Annotated in this window: 15 protein-coding genes and 1 tRNA gene; 4 read left to right on the top strand and 12 right to left on the bottom strand. The window is 65.0% G+C overall.

Annotated elements, in window-relative coordinates; all coding sequences use genetic code 11:
* Positions 1-112: 112 nt before the first annotated feature.
* Genes NMB41_RS24755 through NMB41_RS24735 form a run of 5 tightly spaced genes read right to left on the bottom strand, consistent with a single transcriptional unit; the run spans position 113 to position 7,039 of the window.
* Complete coding sequence (locus tag NMB41_RS24755) at positions 113-1,258, bottom strand: type II secretion system F family protein (RefSeq protein ID WP_494380378.1); 1,146 nt, start codon at positions 1,256-1,258, stop codon at positions 113-115.
* Positions 1,259-1,267: 9 nt separating this feature from the next.
* Positions 1,268-3,289: an ATPase, T2SS/T4P/T4SS family gene (locus tag NMB41_RS24750; protein ID WP_494380377.1), complete on the bottom strand. Its 2,022-nt coding sequence runs from the start codon at positions 3,287-3,289 to the stop codon at positions 1,268-1,270.
* Entirely contained in the window at positions 3,290-4,819 is a 1,530-nt protein-coding gene (locus tag NMB41_RS24745; protein WP_494380376.1) for an HD domain-containing phosphohydrolase, read from the bottom strand.
* Positions 4,809-5,213 carry a response regulator gene (locus NMB41_RS24740; protein ID WP_494380375.1) on the bottom strand — a complete coding sequence of 135 codons (405 nt, stop codon included), beginning with the start codon at positions 5,211-5,213 and terminating at the stop codon, positions 4,809-4,811. Before NMB41_RS24740 ends, NMB41_RS24745 begins: the two co-directional genes overlap by 11 nt.
* Positions 5,210-7,039: a sensor histidine kinase gene (locus NMB41_RS24735; RefSeq protein ID WP_494380374.1), complete on the bottom strand. Its 1,830-nt coding sequence runs from the start codon at positions 7,037-7,039 to the stop codon at positions 5,210-5,212. Before NMB41_RS24735 ends, NMB41_RS24740 begins: the two co-directional genes overlap by 4 nt.
* Before the next feature lie 256 nt (positions 7,040-7,295).
* Here NMB41_RS24735 and NMB41_RS24730 point away from each other — a divergent pair, with 256 nt between their 5' ends.
* Both NMB41_RS24730 and NMB41_RS24725 read left to right on the top strand, forming a co-directional pair.
* Positions 7,296-9,293 carry a helicase-related protein gene (locus NMB41_RS24730; protein ID WP_494380373.1) on the top strand — a complete coding sequence of 666 codons (1,998 nt, stop codon included), beginning with the start codon at positions 7,296-7,298 and terminating at the stop codon, positions 9,291-9,293.
* Positions 9,294-9,362: 69 nt separating this feature from the next.
* Positions 9,363-9,788, top strand: coding sequence for a PaaI family thioesterase (locus tag NMB41_RS24725; RefSeq protein ID WP_494380372.1), 426 nt, complete (start codon positions 9,363-9,365; stop codon positions 9,786-9,788).
* Positions 9,789-9,813: 25 nt separating this feature from the next.
* On the opposite strand, the gene NMB41_RS24720 is transcribed toward NMB41_RS24725, so the two are convergent.
* The 6 genes from NMB41_RS24720 to NMB41_RS24695 form a co-directional block, all read right to left on the bottom strand.
* Complete coding sequence (locus NMB41_RS24720) at positions 9,814-10,455, bottom strand: hypothetical protein (protein ID WP_494380371.1); 642 nt, start codon at positions 10,453-10,455, stop codon at positions 9,814-9,816.
* Positions 10,456-10,649: 194 nt separating this feature from the next.
* Positions 10,650-11,165 carry a peroxiredoxin family protein gene (locus tag NMB41_RS24715; RefSeq protein ID WP_494380370.1) on the bottom strand — a complete coding sequence of 172 codons (516 nt, stop codon included), beginning with the start codon at positions 11,163-11,165 and terminating at the stop codon, positions 10,650-10,652.
* A gap of 41 nt (positions 11,166-11,206) precedes the next feature.
* Positions 11,207-11,842 carry a BON domain-containing protein gene (locus NMB41_RS24710; protein WP_494380369.1) on the bottom strand — a complete coding sequence of 212 codons (636 nt, stop codon included), beginning with the start codon at positions 11,840-11,842 and terminating at the stop codon, positions 11,207-11,209.
* A complete protein-coding gene (locus tag NMB41_RS24705) occupies positions 11,835-12,431 on the bottom strand; it encodes a phosphoheptose isomerase (RefSeq protein ID WP_494380368.1) in 597 nt (198 codons plus the stop codon). The genes NMB41_RS24710 and NMB41_RS24705 overlap by 8 nt, the downstream gene beginning before the upstream one ends.
* Before the next feature lie 87 nt (positions 12,432-12,518).
* Positions 12,519-12,878 (bottom strand): YraN family protein, encoded by a 360-nt coding sequence (locus NMB41_RS24700; RefSeq protein WP_494380367.1) that lies wholly within the window; start codon positions 12,876-12,878, stop codon positions 12,519-12,521.
* 1 nt (position 12,879) lies between these two features.
* On the bottom strand, positions 12,880-13,929 hold the full coding sequence (locus NMB41_RS24695) for a penicillin-binding protein activator (protein ID WP_494380366.1): 1,050 nt from the start codon (positions 13,927-13,929) through the stop codon (positions 12,880-12,882).
* Between the two features lie 225 nt (positions 13,930-14,154).
* On the opposite strand from NMB41_RS24695, the gene rsmI reads away from it, so the two are divergent.
* Positions 14,155-15,060, top strand: coding sequence for a 16S rRNA (cytidine(1402)-2'-O)-methyltransferase (gene rsmI / locus NMB41_RS24690; protein WP_494380365.1), 906 nt, complete (start codon positions 14,155-14,157; stop codon positions 15,058-15,060).
* Between the two features lie 79 nt (positions 15,061-15,139).
* Here rsmI and NMB41_RS24685 read toward each other — a convergent pair whose 3' ends face one another.
* A complete protein-coding gene (locus NMB41_RS24685) occupies positions 15,140-15,772 on the bottom strand; it encodes a hypothetical protein (RefSeq protein ID WP_494380364.1) in 633 nt (210 codons plus the stop codon).
* Positions 15,773-15,838: 66 nt separating this feature from the next.
* On the opposite strand from NMB41_RS24685, the gene NMB41_RS24680 reads away from it, so the two are divergent.
* Positions 15,839-15,915: transfer RNA gene (locus tag NMB41_RS24680), tRNA-Pro, on the top strand.
* The last annotated feature ends 31 nt before the right edge of the window (positions 15,916-15,946 follow it).

Here is a 15,946-nt window from a genome sequence, read left to right as displayed (position 1 = left end):
TAGCGACAGACGGTTTGCATTTCGGCAAATTTTGACGCCGAGAAACGAAGAGTAGCATGAAGCCCGGACTCATTTGTTGCCAGTGCGCATTAACTTGGCGAAATGTGGTTTTTTAATGCACAGCCCGTGACATTTTGAAAATGGGAAGAATGATCGAGGTCACGATGGTTCCCACCAGGACTCCCATCACCAGTAACATGACCGGTTCGGCCATCTTCGCCAGGCTGTTCAACTGGCGCGTCAGGTCGCGTTCATAAAAATCGGCGACGCGTCCCATCACGCGGCCCAGGGTGCCGGTTTGCTCGCCGGTGTCGATCATCTGCTTCACGCTCACGGGAATCAGGGGACTGTCGCGAAAGCCCGCTGCGATCCCGCGGCCTTCGGTCACCTGCACTTCGAGTTCGCCAATAAAACGCTGGAACTCGGCGTTCGGAATCACGTTGCGGCAGGCGCCCAGGGTGGCCAGGATGGTCACGCCGCGCTCTAGCGAAATGCCCATCACGCGCATCAGGCGGGTCAGGTAGATCTTGATGAAGATGTCTTTTACGTACGGCAGGCGCAGCTTCATGCGGTCGAGCCATTCGCGCACGTCGGGCCGGCGCAGCGCCAGCAGGGCCGCCGCCGCCAGCGCCAGCGTGCCGATGCCAAATAGCGCGCCGTGTTTGGTCAGCACGTCGCTGGCGAAGATGAACACCTTGGTCGTGAGCGGCAGTTCGTCGTAGATCGCGGTGAACATCACCGAGAATTTCGGGAACACGGCCACCAGGATGAAGATCACCACCAGGATCGAAAACCCGATCAGGAAACCCGGATACGACAGCGCCGACACGATCGTGCTGCGCAGCCGTTCCTGCTTTTCGTCCATGTCGACAAGCTGCTCGAGCACTTCGGGCAGGAAGCCGCCTTCCTCGCTGGCGCCGATCAGGTTGATATAGGTCGGCGGGAACAGGTCCGGGTGGCGCGAAAGGGCTTCGGAAAAACGCTGGCCGCCGACGATGTCGTCCGCCACTTCGCCGATGATCGCGCGCAGGCGCGGTTTGCCGGCCTGCTCGTGCAGCGCGCGCAGCGCGTCATGCAGGGGAACGCCGGTTTCCAGCAAGAGGGCCAAGCGTTCGGTGAACATGGCGCGGTCGGCAGTGCCGAGGCGCGCTTCCGTGCTCAAGCTCCAGAACGGCTTGCGCGCCGCCGCGCTTTTCGCTGGCCCCGCCAGCTCGGTTGCCGTGACCGTCGCCGGCAAATCATCCCATTCGAGTGCCATGGTGCTTCCTTACAGAGAGTGCACGACGCGCGCGATTTCCTCGGGCGTGGTGTCGCCGCCGAAGGCGCGTTCCATGCCGTCGGCATACAGGTCGCGGTGGCCGCTGTCCGCCACGTGCTGGGCCATCGCATCCTTGCTGGCATTGGCCACGATCATGCGCGCCAGGTCCGGCCCCACTTCGAGCAGCTCGTAGATGCCGAGCCTGCCCTTGTAGCCGGAGTCGTAGCAGGACGGGCAGCCGCGCCCTTTTAATAGCTTGAGGTTGCCTTCTCCCTTGTAGCCATAGGCGGCGGCCGCGTCCGGCGGCACCAGGTAGCTGGTCTTGCAGCCCGGGCAGATGCGGCGCACCAGGCGCTGCGCCATCACGCCGATCAGGGCCGACGACAGCAGATACGGCTCGACCCCCATCTCGACCAGGCGCGCCACCGCGCCCAGCGTGTCGTTGGTGTGCAGGGTCGTCAGGACCAGGTGCCCGGTCAGCGCCGCCTGCACCGCGATTTCCGCGGTCTGGCGGTCGCGCACCTCGCCGACCATGATGATGTCCGGGTCCTGGCGCAGCACGTGCTTCAGGATTTTCGGGAAAGTCAGTCCGATCGCATCGTTCACCTGGTTCTGGTTGATGATGTCGAGCTGGTATTCGACCGGGTCCTCGATCGTGACGATGTTCTTTTCGATACTTTTCAGGTAGTTGATCGCCGCGTACAGGCTGGTCGTCTTGCCGCTGCCGGTAGGCCCCGTAACGAGAATGAGCCCGTGGCTGCGCCCGAGCAGGCGTTTGAAGGTGTCGACCGCGCCGCCGTTCATGCCGAGTTTGTCGACGTCGAGGATCGACTGGTTTTTATCGAGCACGCGCAGCACGACCTTTTCGCCGTAGATGCCGGGCAGCGAAGAAAAACGCAGGTCGACCGTGCGGCCCTGGGTCATGACCTGGATGCGGCCGTCCTGCGGCAAGCGGCGTTCGGCGATGTCGAGGTGCGCCATGACTTTCAAACGCGAGACGATCGCCGGGTGCAGTTCGACGCGCGGCGACATGACTTCGTACAGGATGCCGTCGATGCGCAGCCGGATACGCGACTTGTTGCGCGAGATTTCGATGTGGATGTCGCTGGCATTGTCGTGGATCGCGCGCTGGATCACGGCGTTGACCATGTTGATCACCGGGCTGGCGCCGGCCATCTGGTCGATCTGCGTGTAGTCGTCCGGGATCTGGTTTTCCACCAGCTCCAGGTCGTTCGCCTCGCTGTGGATAAAGTCCGGCATGGTGCCGCCGTAGGCATCGTCGCGCACGCGGTTGATGTCGGCCGGCGGCGCCATCGCCACGCGGATGCGGCAGCCGGTACGGGCGCGGATCTCGTCGATGCTGTGCACCGCCTGCGGTTCGCCGGTCGCGATCGTCAGCGTGTTCTCGACCACGAACAGCGGGATCACGTTCAGGCGCTTGGCCACGTCGCGCTCGAGCAGCGAGACGGCCACCGGGTCGTACAGGCCTGCGCGCAGGCTGACGAAGGGCAGGTCGAGCTGCTCGGCCAGCGCCTGGAACAGGGCGGACTCCGACAGCCATTTTTTCTCGACCATGATAAAACCCATGCGCTTGCCGGTCTGCTCCTGCAATCGCGCCGCTTCCGCGACCTGGCTTGCCGTGACGATGCCGTGTTCGACCAGGATGTCGCCGAGTTTCAGCTGTCCGCTGGGGCGGGCCGCTTTGGCCGCCTGCGGCGCGTCGTACAGCGCGACCTGGTCGGCCACGCCCGTCACGGTCAGGATGTCGAGCAGCAGCGGGCTTGGATAGGCCAGTTTCAGCCAGCCGCCGAGCGTCCCGAGCCGGCTGGCCGCGCGCGTCATCAGTTCCAGCGCGCGCCCCGACAAGAGCGGCACCTTGCCCAGGTCGAGCACGATGCTGACCTGGTGCTGGGTGATGCATTCGGCGATCGCGCCTTCCAGGGCATCGATGGCCTCGCTTGCCACCAGCGCCATCGACGGCGCCAGATAAGTCATCGAGCCGATCCGGCTGCGGGTTACTGCATCGCTCATTTAGGCTGCGGCCTTTACGCTGTTGTCGACAGCATCACGGGCGATATTGAAGCGCGCGATCCATTCCGGCTCGCTGGCGCAGACTTCCTCGAACACCTTGATGATGGCCGGGTCGAGCTGGCTGCCGGCGACGCGGACGATTTCCGCCATCGCCACTTCGTGGCTGCGCCCGGCGCGGTAGGCGCGCGAGCTGGTGATCGAATCATAGGTATCGGCCACCGCGATGATGCGCGCATGCAGGGGAATGTCGTTGCCCTTCAGGCCGTGCGGATAGCCGGTGCCGTCGTATTTTTCCTGGTGGTGGCGTGCGCCCGGCACCGCCCCTTTCAGGCGGTCGATGTGGCGCAGGATTTCGTAGCTGCGCTCCGGGTGCACTTTAATGAACGTAAACTCGTCGGCCGTCAGGCGGCCCGGCTTGCACAGCACCGCGTCAGGAATGCCGATTTTACCCACGTCGTGCAGGAGCGAGCCCCAGAACAGGTCTTCGGTGTCGCGCGTGCCCAGGTTCAGCGCCGCGCCGATCTGCATCGTGATGTGGTGCACGCGCTCGGAGTGGCCGCGCGTGTACGGGTCCTTCGCTTCGACCGCTTCGATCAGGGCGTTCGCCATCTGGTCGTTGAATTTCTGTGTTTCGGCCAGCATGCCGTACATCTTCGACAAGCCCGACAGCTGGTTCGCCAGCAGTTCGCCCAGTTTGCGGTCGCTGTTCGAAAAATCGGGTTTGGCCAAGTGGTTGGCCAGCACCAGGATCGCCACCACGCTGCGGTCGTGGATCACCGGGCAGCACAGCAGTTTGAAAGGGAGGTCGGTAAAGATGTAGGCGCGGCGCGGATCGGCAACGTCGTTGATGACGATCGGGGCGCGGGCCGAATGGGTAAAGCGGTACAGGTCGCCGCGCATCTCGACCAGCACCAGGTCGAGGTTGTGGATCGGCGCCGACAGGTTCGTCGCATGCACGCACAGGTTCTCGCCCGGTTTCACAAAGGCGGCGACGTCGGCGTCCATGTGCTCGGCCCAGCTTTGCAGCAGGCGCTGGAACAGGTTGGCGCCCGGTTCCAGCTGCTGCACCTGCTTGTCGATCGCGTACACCAGGTGCAGTTCTTCGTAGCGCTCGGACAGTTCCAGCGCCATGTTGTCGAGTTCGCGCTTGGCGGCAACTTCGTCGGCGATGCCGGCCGCGATGTCCTCGAAGGTTTCGGCCAGCGCATCCCAGGCCAGCGGGGCCTCCGCCTGGCTGGCGACGCGCACTGCCAGGTAGCCGAGCAGACCGGTCTTGGCGTGGATCGGCATGTACAGCAGCGTGAGGCCGTCGGCATAGTAAGCCTGCATGCCGTCGCCGCTGCACGGCCAGGCAAAGCCGCCTGCACACTGGGCGCCGAGCCAGGCGCCGATGCCGCTATCGGGCAGCGCCGCCCAGGCCACCAGGCCGGACGCCTCGCACACCGCGAAGTCGTGCTCGACGCCGGTGATGCGGCGCAGCCAGCGCGCGTAACGGGTGACATCGAGGCCGTTCAGGATATCAGGCTGCATGGGTCGTCTCCTGTCGGGTGGCGGCGTGTGCAAAATGCGTGGCCAGGCGCGCAACCAGCTGGCGCGGGCTGAGCGGCTTCTCGAGGAAGTCGACATTGGCCAGTTCGCGTACCCAGTCGCGCTCGCCCGAGGCCGTCATCGAGGTCATCACGAAGATAGGGAAGAGGTCGTCGGGATAGCGTTCGCGCACGGTGCGGCACAGTTCGCGCCCGTCCATGCCGGCCATCTGGATGTCGCTGACCATCACGTCGGGGCGGCGCGCGCCGATCCTGGCCAGCGCTTCGGCGCCGTCGTTGGCGCTGGCGACCTCGTAGCCTTCGCGCTCGAGCATCAGGCGCAGGACGCGAATTACGTGCGGCTCGTCGTCGACGAGCAGGATGGTGCGTTTGTTCATAGGACTTGGCCTCCTTCGGCCAGGGCCGGCATTTTTTTCAGGTGGACCGAGAACACGCTGCCGTGTCCCAGCTCGCTGTCGATCGTCAGGCGGCCATGGTGCAGCTCGACGATCTGGTTGGTGAGATAGAGCCCGAGGCCGTGGCCGCCGCGCTGTTCAGGACCGGTTTCGCGCACCCGGAAGAATTTCTCGGTCACGCGCTCGCGGTCCTCGGGCGTCATGCCGATGCCGCTGTCGCGCACCGCGATGACGACGTCGGTATCGCTTTCGTCGGCGGCCAGCACCACGCTGCCGCCGGCCTGGTTGTACTTGATGGCGTTGTTGATCAGGTTATTCAGGGCGATGCGGAACAGGTCCTTGTCGACCGAGACCGCGGCCAGGTCGCGCGCCACCTGCAGCTCGAGGCGGATGCCCTTGCTGTCGGCGCGCGAACGGGCTTGCTGGTAGGTGTCGCGTAACAAATCGTCGAGTTTGACGCGGTGGCGTTCCGGACGCATGCTGCCCATCTCGAGCTTGCTGACGTTGAGCAGGTTGTTCACCAGCGAATTCATGCGCTCGACTTCGTCCTGGATCACGTTGATCGCTTCGACCCGCACCGCCGGATCGTCGACGCCGGCATCGGCCAGCATCTCGCCGTACATGCCGATCACGTTCAGCGGCGACTTCAGTTCGTGCGCCACGTGGGCCACGAAGTCGTTGCCGGCCTGGCGCGCCAGGTGTTCGCGGGTGGCGTCGCGCAGCACCACCAGGGTGCCGTAGCCCATCGAGTGGCCGAGCAGGGCCTGGGCGGTGGCCCACAGCCGTTTATCCGGCACGCCGGCCGGGTTGAATTCGATCGTCATCTGGCTGCGCGTGTCGAGCCCCGCACTGCGAAAGCGCGCGAGCATCGCACGCAGCTCCGGATCGCGGCACCAGGCCTCGACCGGCTGCGACAGGACGTCGGCGACCGACACGCCGAGCAGCGGCTCGATTTTGCCGGTCGCAAAAGTGACTTCGCCGGCCGGATCGAGCACCAGCAAGCCATCGGGCAGGCATTGCAGCACCGCCTGCATCTTGTTGCTGCCGTATTCGAGCAGGCGCCCGCTGGCCATGCTGGCCACGCTTTCCTGTTCCAGTTCGCGGATGCGCGTGCTGGCCTGGTCGAGATAGCGGTTCAGTTTATTCGCCAGCCCGCGCACGTCGGCGTCCTCTGCCTGCGGGACAAGCGCGACCGCCTGGCCGGGCGTGGCCTGGGCGGCCACGCTGCGCAGCTGCTCGCCGAGCGCGGCCAGCGGCGCCATCTCGCGCTTGATCACCAGGTAGATCAGGGGCACCAGCAGGAACATGGCCAGCGCGATCAGGGCATAGAAGGGCAGGTCCTTCATGGGGAAGGGCGTACGTGGCTCGAAATAGCCGATGCGCACCTGCGTTTTTTCGTCGGCGCTGGCCAGCGGGCCGTGGAATTCGCGGATCGCGCGTCCGTTCTGGCCGGCGGGAATGGCGCGCTCGGCGAAGCCGGTGAACGCCAGCGGTGCTGCGGTCGGCACCAGGGCGCCGGCGCTGGCCACTTCGGCCAGGCTGCGGCCATCGGCGGCGCTCACGGCCGCGTAGGCGAAATCGGGATTGTTGCGGTAAGCCAGGATCGAATCGAGCACGCCCGGTTGTCCCTTGGCCGGCACCAGCACCGACGCCGGCAACGCGGCCAGCGAGCGCACCATGCCCAGGCCTTGGGCGCGTACCTGTTCGGCGTGTTCGGTCTGCTGGCGCTGCAGCAGCAGCGTCACCACCAGGGCGATGACCGCCAGTGAGGACACCACGAGAATCAGGCCGATCCGGTTATTTTTCATTGTTGGCGGGCTCTTCCGGGCGGTAAATGCGCAGGTTGACAATTAGTGATGGGGGAGCGTCAGACTATAGTGGAAAATTTCTTTCAGGAAAATAACATTCTGCTTGCACCGCCTGTCGGGTCAAACTTTTGTAGATACCGGGACACACTTCGGGACGAAACGCGAAGTTTGGAGGACGCCGGCGCGCTATTGCGGAACCGGAGCAGCGCCCCATCCGCGTTATAGTGATAACAAGCAGACATCATCTCCAAGACACATGAGCAATCCACGCAACGACGCTTCCGACAACGACACCGGCGGCGAAGACGCCTTCCTCGAACGCGAACTCGACCTGGCCGCGCGCGGCATTGAACTGGTCAAGATGGAAGGGCGGGTCTTCCTGCGTTTTTCCGGCGAAGTAAGCTATGAAGGCTTGCGCGTGCCCTACGCGCTGGTGCCGTCGCGCGGCGTGCTGGCCAAACCCAGCAAATGGCGCAAGCTGGACTTGATTGCGCGGCGCGCACTGATCGAGGAACGCACCGGCGACAAGGCCCTGGCCGAACTCCAGCTCGACACCGAGGAGTTCGTGCGCGACATCGCCGAGCAGGCCGACGACGCCGGGTTCGATCCGCGCCTGTTCCTGGGCGTGCTGGACGAACTCGAAACCTCGGAGCCGGCCGACTACGTGTTCGAGCGCATCCGCCAGCGCGTCGAGCACGCGATCGAGCGCGAGCAGGAAGAACGCCACGCCGCCCGCACCAAGGAAAGCATCAACCTGGCCGAGTACCCGGAATCGTTCGAGGTGGCCAGCCGCATGCAGCGCAAATTCATCGCCCTGCTGGGGCCGACCAATTCGGGTAAAACCCACCGCGCGATGGAAGCGCTGGCGAAAGCGGCCAGCGGCGCCTATCTCGCCCCGCTGCGCCTGCTGGCGCTGGAGAACTACGAACGCCTGCTGGCGGCGCGCCCGCACGGCGAGCCGTTAAAAGTGAGCCTGGTCACGGGCGAGGAGCGCCGCATCGCCCCGGGCAGCACCCACGTGGCCAGCACGGTCGAAATGCTCGACAGTAAAACCCCGATCGAAGTGGCCGTGATCGACGAGATCCAGATGCTGGCCGACCGCGACCGCGGCGCCGCCTGGACCGCCGCCGTCTGCGGCGCCCCGGCCTCCACCGTTTATCTCGTCGGCGCCCCGGAAGCGCGGCGCGCGATCGAGGCCCTGGCCGAACGGCTGGAAGTACCGCTCGAGGTGCACCTCCTGAAACGCATGGGGCCGCTGGCGATGGAAGCGGGGCCGGTCCGTAAACTGTCGAACCTGCGCCGCGGCGACGCGGTGATTGCTTTCTCGCGCCGCGAAGTGCTGATGTGGCGCGACATGATCACCGAGAAGGGTTTATCGGTCGCCACCGTCTACGGCAATCTGTCGCCCGAAGTGCGCCGTGCCCAGGCCGAGCGTTTCCGCGAAGGGCAGGCCGACATCGTGGTCGGCACCGACGCCCTGGCCATGGGCCTGAACATGCCGATCGCGCGTATTGTCATGACCACCGCGGTGAAATACAACGGGGTCGAGGAAGAAGAAATTTCGGCGGCGCTGGCGAAACAGATCGCCGGGCGTGCCGGCCGCTACGGCGTGCACGAAGAAGGGTTCGTGGCCGGCTACGACGACGACACCCACGAAGTCATGCGCGCGCTAATGAAGGAAAAGATCCCGCCGGTGCCGGCCACTGGCTTTGCGGTGGCGCCGTCGCTCGAGCAGCTGCACCGGATTTCCTCGGTGACCCGGGAAACCTCGCTGGTAAAGCTGCTGCGCCGGTTCGTGCACAACATCGACGTGCCGGACGGCTTTTTTTATCCGCGCATCACCGAAGACCAGAACGAGCGCGCCGAATGGCTCGACACCCTGGACCTGTCGGTCGCCGAAAAATTCATGCTGTCGCTGGTGCCGATCTCGAGCCGGGTGCCGATGCTGCAAAGCGCCTGGGAGCACTGGGCCCTGGCGCTGGCCAAGAAAAAGATTTCCCGCTTGTCGCCGCACCCGGAAGGGCTGCTCTGGAAAAACCTGCAGGAAGTCGAAGACACCTGCCGCATGTATTCGGCCTATGCCTGGCTCGGCTACCGTGAACCGGAATTCTTCCCGAGCATCGAGGAGGCGCAGCAGCTGGCGCGCGAAGCGTCGGAGCGGGTCGATTCGCTCTTGCAGCAGCAGAATGCGGCCACGCGCAAGCGCCAGGGTAGCAGTACCAGTAAACCGAACAAGCACAAGCGCCGGGCTTGATGTGCCGCCCCGCCGGCGCCATTCATTCACCCGGTGTACGATATCCAATTCGCCACTGGACAACCTGACATGACCACCCAACACAGCTTAGAAAGTTTTAATCAGCGCGGCATCGGCACGCTGCCCGGCTACCTCGGCATCGAGATCATCGAGGTCGGCCACCAGAGCATGACCGCGCAGCTGCCGATCAAGCCGCACCTGCTGGCGCCGAACGGCTACCTGCACGCGGGCAGCGTGGTGACGCTGGCCGATACCGCCGCCGGCTATGCCTGCATCGCCAACCTGCCCGAAGGCGCGCAAAGTTTTACTACCATCGAACTGAAGTCGAACCATTTCAGCACCGCACGCGAAGGGACGATCGTCGCCGTGGCGAACGTCGTGCACATGGGACGCACGACCCAGGTCTGGGATGTGAAGGTGACGGACAAGTCGAACGGCAAGACCATTGCCCTGTTCCGCTGCACCCAGATGATCCTGTATCCAAAAGGCGCCTGAGGCCCGCTGCCGGACGCTCTAAATATCAGGGCAGCGGCGGCACGCAAGCCGCCGCCACCCCGCCCGCGCTGCCGCCCACGGCCGGCAAGTCCGAGGGCGGCTTGCCGTTGCCGGACAGGATGACCGGCTGCCCTTTATACGTGAGCGCCAGTTCCTCGCCGGCATACTTGGTCAGCCCTTTCGGCACGAAGACCGCGAAGCGGTAGTTCAGGTCGGGATAAAAGCCGCTCTGGAAAATCTGCTCGGGCGGGCCTTCCTGGATTTCGGCGGCGACGGCGTCGAGGATCGGCATCGTGTCGCCGGCATTGTTCAGGTCAACCTGCCCCTGGTAACGCAGCGAATAGGGCGGCAGGCCGCCGAATTCGCGGCCATTGTGCAGGACGCGGAATTGATGGACGTTGTAGTGAAAGCCGCGCCGCGCCTGCTCGGTGACGTCGGCATTGCACAGGACAAAAATGGCCCAGAATCCCTGCGCATCGACCGGCGACAAATGGCCCACGCGATACAGCGCGGCCGACAAGGCAATCGGGTTGGTGAAACGGATTTCGTGGGCATTCGCGACATGCTGGTATTGCAGCACGGCGATCGCCTTCGGCCGCGGTGAGGCGCAAGCGGCCAGCGCGAGCAGCGCGGCGCCTATGCCTATCCTGCGAAAGTAATGAACCATTGCATCTCCTTTGCGCGCATGGCCTTGCGTGCGAGGCCAGCGAATGCATCAAGCTTGGCCCGTCCCGGCGCTGCCTGTTTGCGCTAAGTCAGGCGTGCTGTAGCATTCCCGCCGCCAAGGCGCCCTGCCATGTGGTCAATCCAGTGTAATGACAGATCGTCATCGCGGCAAGGCGAGCACGGCCGCAGCGCTGACTAACCGGCGGCCAGCGCCTTTTGCAGCAGGGCGTGTACCTCGGTGAAATCCGGTTCGCCGACGTAGCGCTTGAGGATGGTGCCGTCCTTGCCGATCACAAAGGTGGTGGGCGTGAGGGTGACGTCGCCGAAGGATTTGGCGATGTCGCCGCCCGAGTCGAGGGCAACGATGAAGGGGAGCTTGCGGGTCTCGGTGAAGTTCAATACGTAATTCGGCGGGTCGTACTGCATGGCGACCGCCACGAATTCCAGGCCTTGGCCCTTGAACTTGTTGTAGGTATCGACCATGGCCGGCATTTCCTTCACGCAGGTGGTGCAGGAAGTTGCCCAAAAATTGACCATCACGACCTTGCCGCGCAGCTTGGCCGTATCGATCTTGTCGCCGGCAATGCTGATGAAGGTGACCTGGGGCGCCTGTTCGCCCTTGGAGAAGCTGGCATAGCCGACGCCCGCCAGCGCCAGCACGAGCGCGCCGATGGCGGCGGGTTTGATCCAGGAACGTTTATGAGCAGTCATGGCGCAGGCGAAAAAAAGGCGGGGAGAGCCCCGCCGGGATCTTACAGGGCGACCGAGGAGGTCTTCGGATACTGGGCACGCAGTTCTTCTTCGCTCAGGTACTCGAAGATTTTCACCACGCGCTGCACGCCCGAGACGCTCTTGGCGATGTTCGCGCCCAGGTCGCCTTCGCGCTGGGTCACGCGTCCCATCAGGTAGACGGTGCCGCGCTCGGTCACCACCTTGAACGAGGTGGCCGAGATCGTTTTCATTTCGACCAGGCTGCCCTTGACGTTGCCGGTGATGATGGCGTCCGACGAACGCGAGGTATAGCTCGAAGGGCCGGCGACGACCAGTTCGTTGATCACGGTGACGACGTTCTCGATGCCGCGCACTTCGCGCTCGACCGCCGCTTTCATTGCCTCGTCGCGCACTTCGCCGGTGAGCAGAACCTTGCGGTTGTAGCTGGCGATGTTCACGTGGCCGGCGCTGCCGACCAGTTTCGGTACCTGCACCTCGGCCTTGACCGTGATTGCCTTGTCCTCGGTCTGCGCGCCCAGCGTGCGGCGGTCCATGGTGGCGGCCGCACTCATCGCGGCGCCGCCGATGACCAGCGGCACGCAGCCCTGCAGCGAGCCCAGCAGGGCTGTGAACAGGACGGCTTTTGCCAGGGAGCTTGTCAGGCCGGGTTTATTCATTCTCGTCTCCTCCGAATAGCGCGACGTCGATGCCGTCGCAAATAGCGTGAATCGCGACCAGGTGCACTTCCTGGATACGCGCGGTACGGCTGTGCGGCACGTTGATGTGGACATCGGCGTCGGTCAGCATCTTGCCCAGCGCGCCGCCATCCTTGCCGGTCAGCGCCACCACGCGCATTTCGCGCTCGAGCGCGGCTTCGACGGCGGCCAGCACATTGCCCGAATTGCCCGAGGTCGAGATCGCCAGCAGGATGTCGCCGGCCTGGCCGAAGGCCTGGACCTGCTTCGAGAAAATTTCGCGGTAGCTGTAGTCGTTGCCGACGGCCGTCAGGATCGAGGTGTCGGTGGTCAGCGAGATGGCCGGCAGCGGGAAGCGCTCGCGCTCGAAGCGGCCGACCAGTTCGGCAGCGAAGTGCTGGCAGTCGGCGGCGGAACCGCCGTTACCGCAGGCCAGAATCTTGTTGCCGTTGGACAGGGCGCCGAACATGAGTTCGATTGCCTGCGAAATAGGTTGCGAAAGAGCCGCGGCCGACTGCAGTTTCAGGTCGGCGCTCTCCTGGAAGTGAGCGAGGATGCGTTGAGTATTCATAGCCGAAGATTATAGTGCAGTAGAGCGCGCGGACGGCAAAGCGATGTAAACAATGCTTACAACCAGCGCGATCCGCTATTTCCGTTATCAAACCTGAATCGCGTCACGCAGCCAGTCGAGTTCGTCGCCGTCGATGGCGACGACGTCGAAACGGCAGGGCGGCAGGGTGGGCAGGCGCTGCAGGTAGACCTGGGCGGCGCGTACCAGTCTGCGGATTTTACTCGGGGTGATGCTGGCGGCGGCCCCGCCGTGGCGGCGGTCGGCGCGCTGGCGCACTTCGACAAACACGAAGGATTCGCCATCGCGCATGATCAGGTCGATCTCGCCGCCTTTACAGGTGAAATTGGCTTCGATCAGGACCAGGCCGTGGCGGCGCAGGTAGCGCAGCGCCGTTTGCTCCCAGTCGCGGCCCTGGGACTGCTTCTCGGACAGCCTGGTGGGGGCCATGTCACTTCCCGGCCACCGTTTCGTAACCGATGCCGTCGCGGTAGACGGCGGCCGTCTCGGTGCGCTGCAGGGTCCAGCCGCCATTGCTGCGGCGTACCGACAGGCGGCCCGTGACGCCATCGAGCTCGAAATCCGTGCCCGGCTGCTGCACCAGGGTGCGCGCCACCTGATAGGCGTCGATGCCGAGTGCATACAAGCGCTGCATGTCGAGCGAATCGGTGTCGACGGGGCGCGGATACACCATCACTTGCGGGTGATCAGGCTGGATGGTCCAGGGCAGGTCGACCAGGCGCACGCCATCGAGTTCCGGCACCGACAGGCCGGGCGCGCGGCCCGGATTGGCCACCGAGATGGCGTAGGTCGGCAGCGAGGTGCCGAGGGCGCTCCTCACCTGGCGCAGGGCGCCGGCGTCGAGCGCGGCAAAGACGAGTTCGGGACGGTCGGTTTCCATGCGCGAACGCAGTTCGGCCAGCGCATTGGCGTCGACATAGCCGTCCTGGCTCGGCAGCTCGACGGTCGCGTTGTTGCGGCCCTGGCGCGACCAGCGCATGGTGAACGCGCCGGCGGCGCGCTGCTGCCAGGCGGCTTTCCCGCCGAGCACGAGGGCGCGTCCGGCCGGATGTTCTTTCGCGGCCCAGTCGGCCACCTGCTTCGCTTCTTCCTCGAGCGACAAGCCCACCACCAGCAATTGCGGCGGCAAGGGCCGGTCGGTCTGCGGGTGGTTCAGGGCCAGCGTCGGTTTCGTCACGGCATTGCCGGCAATCAGGGCGGCGACGCTCGAGCGCGCCAGCGGGCCGACGACGATGTCGTTCTGTGCGGCGGCGCTGGCGTAGGCTTGCAGGGTCGATTCGGGCGAATCTCCGCTCGGCACCACGGTGACCTCGATTCCCGCACGGTCGCGTTCGTGCCCGGCCAGGAAACCGGCACGCACGGCTTCGGCCGCCTGGCCCAGGCCCGGCGACTGCAAGGGCAGCAGCAGGGCGATGCGCGCCGTGCCGGTGCCTGGCTGGGCCTGCGATTGCGGCGTGCCGGTGCCGGGATACAGTTCCACGGGCGAGGTGCGGGTTTCGGAATCGGGCGCTTCCGGCGGCGGTGGCGTCGCTGGAGGAAGCGCACTTGTGTTTGGCTCGGCGGGCGCGCACAATCCGCCCGGTACCCCGCAACCCCGATCGGGCGGCAAGGGCGTGCTACTGCATCCCATCAAACCGGCGAGCATGCCGATATGGGCGGTGGCAATGACGCCTTTCAGACTTTTTACGAGCATCGTATCCTCAACATGACCGACAACCAGACCATCGATATCGCCCAGCTCCCCGTGATGGCCGAGGCAGCTCAACAGTCTTATCCTACAGCAACATTGTACGTGGTGGCCACCCCGATCGGGAACGCCACCGACATCACGCTGCGCGCGCTGCACCTGCTGGCGCTGGCTGACGTGGTCGCTTGTGAGGATACGCGGAAAACCGGCGCCCTGCTCACCCGTTACGGCTTGAACAAGCAGATGCTTGCGGCGCACCAGCATAACGAGCGCGAAGTGGCCGACAAGCTCGTTGCGCGCCTGCAGGCCGGCGAACGTGTCGCTTTGGTGTCGGACGCCGGCACGCCCGCCGTCTCCGACCCCGGCGCGCGCATCGTCGACGCCGTGCGCGCCGCCGGCCTGCGCGTGCTGCCGCTGCCGGGCGCCTCTGCCTCGGTCACGGCGCTCTCGGCCAGCGGCCTGGTCAACGACCGTTTCAGCTTTGTCGGCTTCCTGCCTGCGAAACCGAAGCAGCGCGAAGCGGCTTTGCTGGAACTCGTGCGCGAGCCGGCCACCCTGGTCATTTACGAGGCGCCGCACCGGATCGTCGATTGCGTCGAAGCGCTGGTTGCCGTCTTCGAGCCGGCGCGCCAGGTGGTGTTCGCGCGCGAGCTGACCAAGATGTTCGAGGAAATCCACCGTTGCCCGCTGGGCGAGGCGCTGGCCTGGGTCAAGGCCGACCAGCACCGCGAGCGCGGCGAATTCGTGGTGCTGGTCGAAGGTGCGACGGTCGAGACCGATGCGCAGGACGCGGAAGCCGAGCGCATCCTGAACATTTTATTGAGCGAATGCAGCGTCAAGCAGGCGGCGAACCTGACGGCGCAGATTACTGGTAGAAAAAAGAATGCGCTGTATGAGCGGGCGCTGCAGATCAAGGGCGAGTAAGGAAGGTGCGGCATTTGTAGGGTGGGCCGGGCGGCGAACCGCACTTGTGCCCACGCGGTCTCATCGCGCGATCTGTGGCTCACCACTTGCAGCCACTATCTTTCTTGTCTGCCAATATCAACAAGGGCCCCAGCAAACCGCCGGGAAGACCATCTTTGCAATGCGTCCGCTTGGCCGCCCCGATCGCACGGGCGGCGCGCGACTCCGTTTCCAAAGGCGGCTCCGGGAACTGCCCGATTGCCGTGCCTTCCTTGGCCGGATCGCGGATATTGGCCAGCGAGCGCGCCATCTTGCGCGCCGCTTCACGGTCGAAGCGCGGCGTCTCCGGCTCCGGTGCCGGTTCCGGCGCCTGCTGCACGGTAAACGGATCGGGCTCGCTTGGTGCCGGCGCAGGATCGACGGCGATCACGGGCGGAGGTTTGTTCTGCCGTGCACGGCGCGGCGGACGCGGCGCAGGCACAGGTGCGGGCGCCGGCGCCTGCTCGACACGCGGCAGGGGCGGCGGCGGTGGAGGCGGGCGCAGGCGCACGGCGATCGGGCGCGGCTCCTCCAGCGCAGGGCGCGCCTGGTCCCGCTGGAGCGAGAGCACGAGCGCGTGCACGGCCAGCGAAACCGCGACGGCGGCCAGGATGCGCCGCGTTGCCAGTCCCGCATCGCCCTGGAAGACCTTGTCACCGCTTGCTGCGAAGGTCGCTACCCCATCCCGATGCATGAAAAATCCAGAAAATGAAAACCCGACCTTGACCAAAGGAATCTCAACCGCTATGATGCGTGTCTTCGGAGTGTAGCGCAGCCCGGTAGCGCACCTGGTTTGGGACCAGGGGGTCCAAGGTTCGAATCCTTGTACTCCGACCAGTATGAAGAGAAAAGCCGACAGCGAAAGTTG

It is taken from the genome of Massilia sp. FBCC-B171 (assembly GCF_059134155.1).
The sequence above is the reverse complement of the archived record's forward strand: the minus strand, read 5'-3'. Positions and strand labels throughout refer to the sequence as shown.

Excerpts from the sequence above, each read along its gene's own strand:
- NMB41_RS24755 (WP_494380378.1), bottom strand. The coding sequence starts at position 1,258 with ATGGCACTCGAATGGGATGATTTGCCGGCGACGGTCACGGCAACCGAG.
- NMB41_RS24750 (WP_494380377.1), bottom strand. The coding sequence starts at position 3,289 with ATGAGCGATGCAGTAACCCGCAGCCGGATCGGCTCGATGACTTATCTG.
- NMB41_RS24745 (WP_494380376.1), bottom strand. The coding sequence starts at position 4,819 with ATGCAGCCTGATATCCTGAACGGCCTCGATGTCACCCGTTACGCGCGC.
- NMB41_RS24740 (WP_494380375.1), bottom strand. The coding sequence starts at position 5,213 with ATGAACAAACGCACCATCCTGCTCGTCGACGACGAGCCGCACGTAATT.
- NMB41_RS24735 (WP_494380374.1), bottom strand. The coding sequence starts at position 7,039 with ATGAAAAATAACCGGATCGGCCTGATTCTCGTGGTGTCCTCACTGGCG.
- NMB41_RS24730 (WP_494380373.1), top strand. The coding sequence starts at position 7,296 with ATGAGCAATCCACGCAACGACGCTTCCGACAACGACACCGGCGGCGAA.
- NMB41_RS24725 (WP_494380372.1), top strand. The coding sequence starts at position 9,363 with ATGACCACCCAACACAGCTTAGAAAGTTTTAATCAGCGCGGCATCGGC.
- NMB41_RS24720 (WP_494380371.1), bottom strand. The coding sequence starts at position 10,455 with ATGGTTCATTACTTTCGCAGGATAGGCATAGGCGCCGCGCTGCTCGCG.
- NMB41_RS24715 (WP_494380370.1), bottom strand. The coding sequence starts at position 11,165 with ATGACTGCTCATAAACGTTCCTGGATCAAACCCGCCGCCATCGGCGCG.
- NMB41_RS24710 (WP_494380369.1), bottom strand. The coding sequence starts at position 11,842 with ATGAATAAACCCGGCCTGACAAGCTCCCTGGCAAAAGCCGTCCTGTTC.
- NMB41_RS24705 (WP_494380368.1), bottom strand. The coding sequence starts at position 12,431 with ATGAATACTCAACGCATCCTCGCTCACTTCCAGGAGAGCGCCGACCTG.
- NMB41_RS24700 (WP_494380367.1), bottom strand. The coding sequence starts at position 12,878 with ATGGCCCCCACCAGGCTGTCCGAGAAGCAGTCCCAGGGCCGCGACTGG.
- rsmI (WP_494380365.1), top strand. The coding sequence starts at position 14,155 with ATGACCGACAACCAGACCATCGATATCGCCCAGCTCCCCGTGATGGCC.
- NMB41_RS24685 (WP_494380364.1), bottom strand. The coding sequence starts at position 15,772 with ATGCATCGGGATGGGGTAGCGACCTTCGCAGCAAGCGGTGACAAGGTC.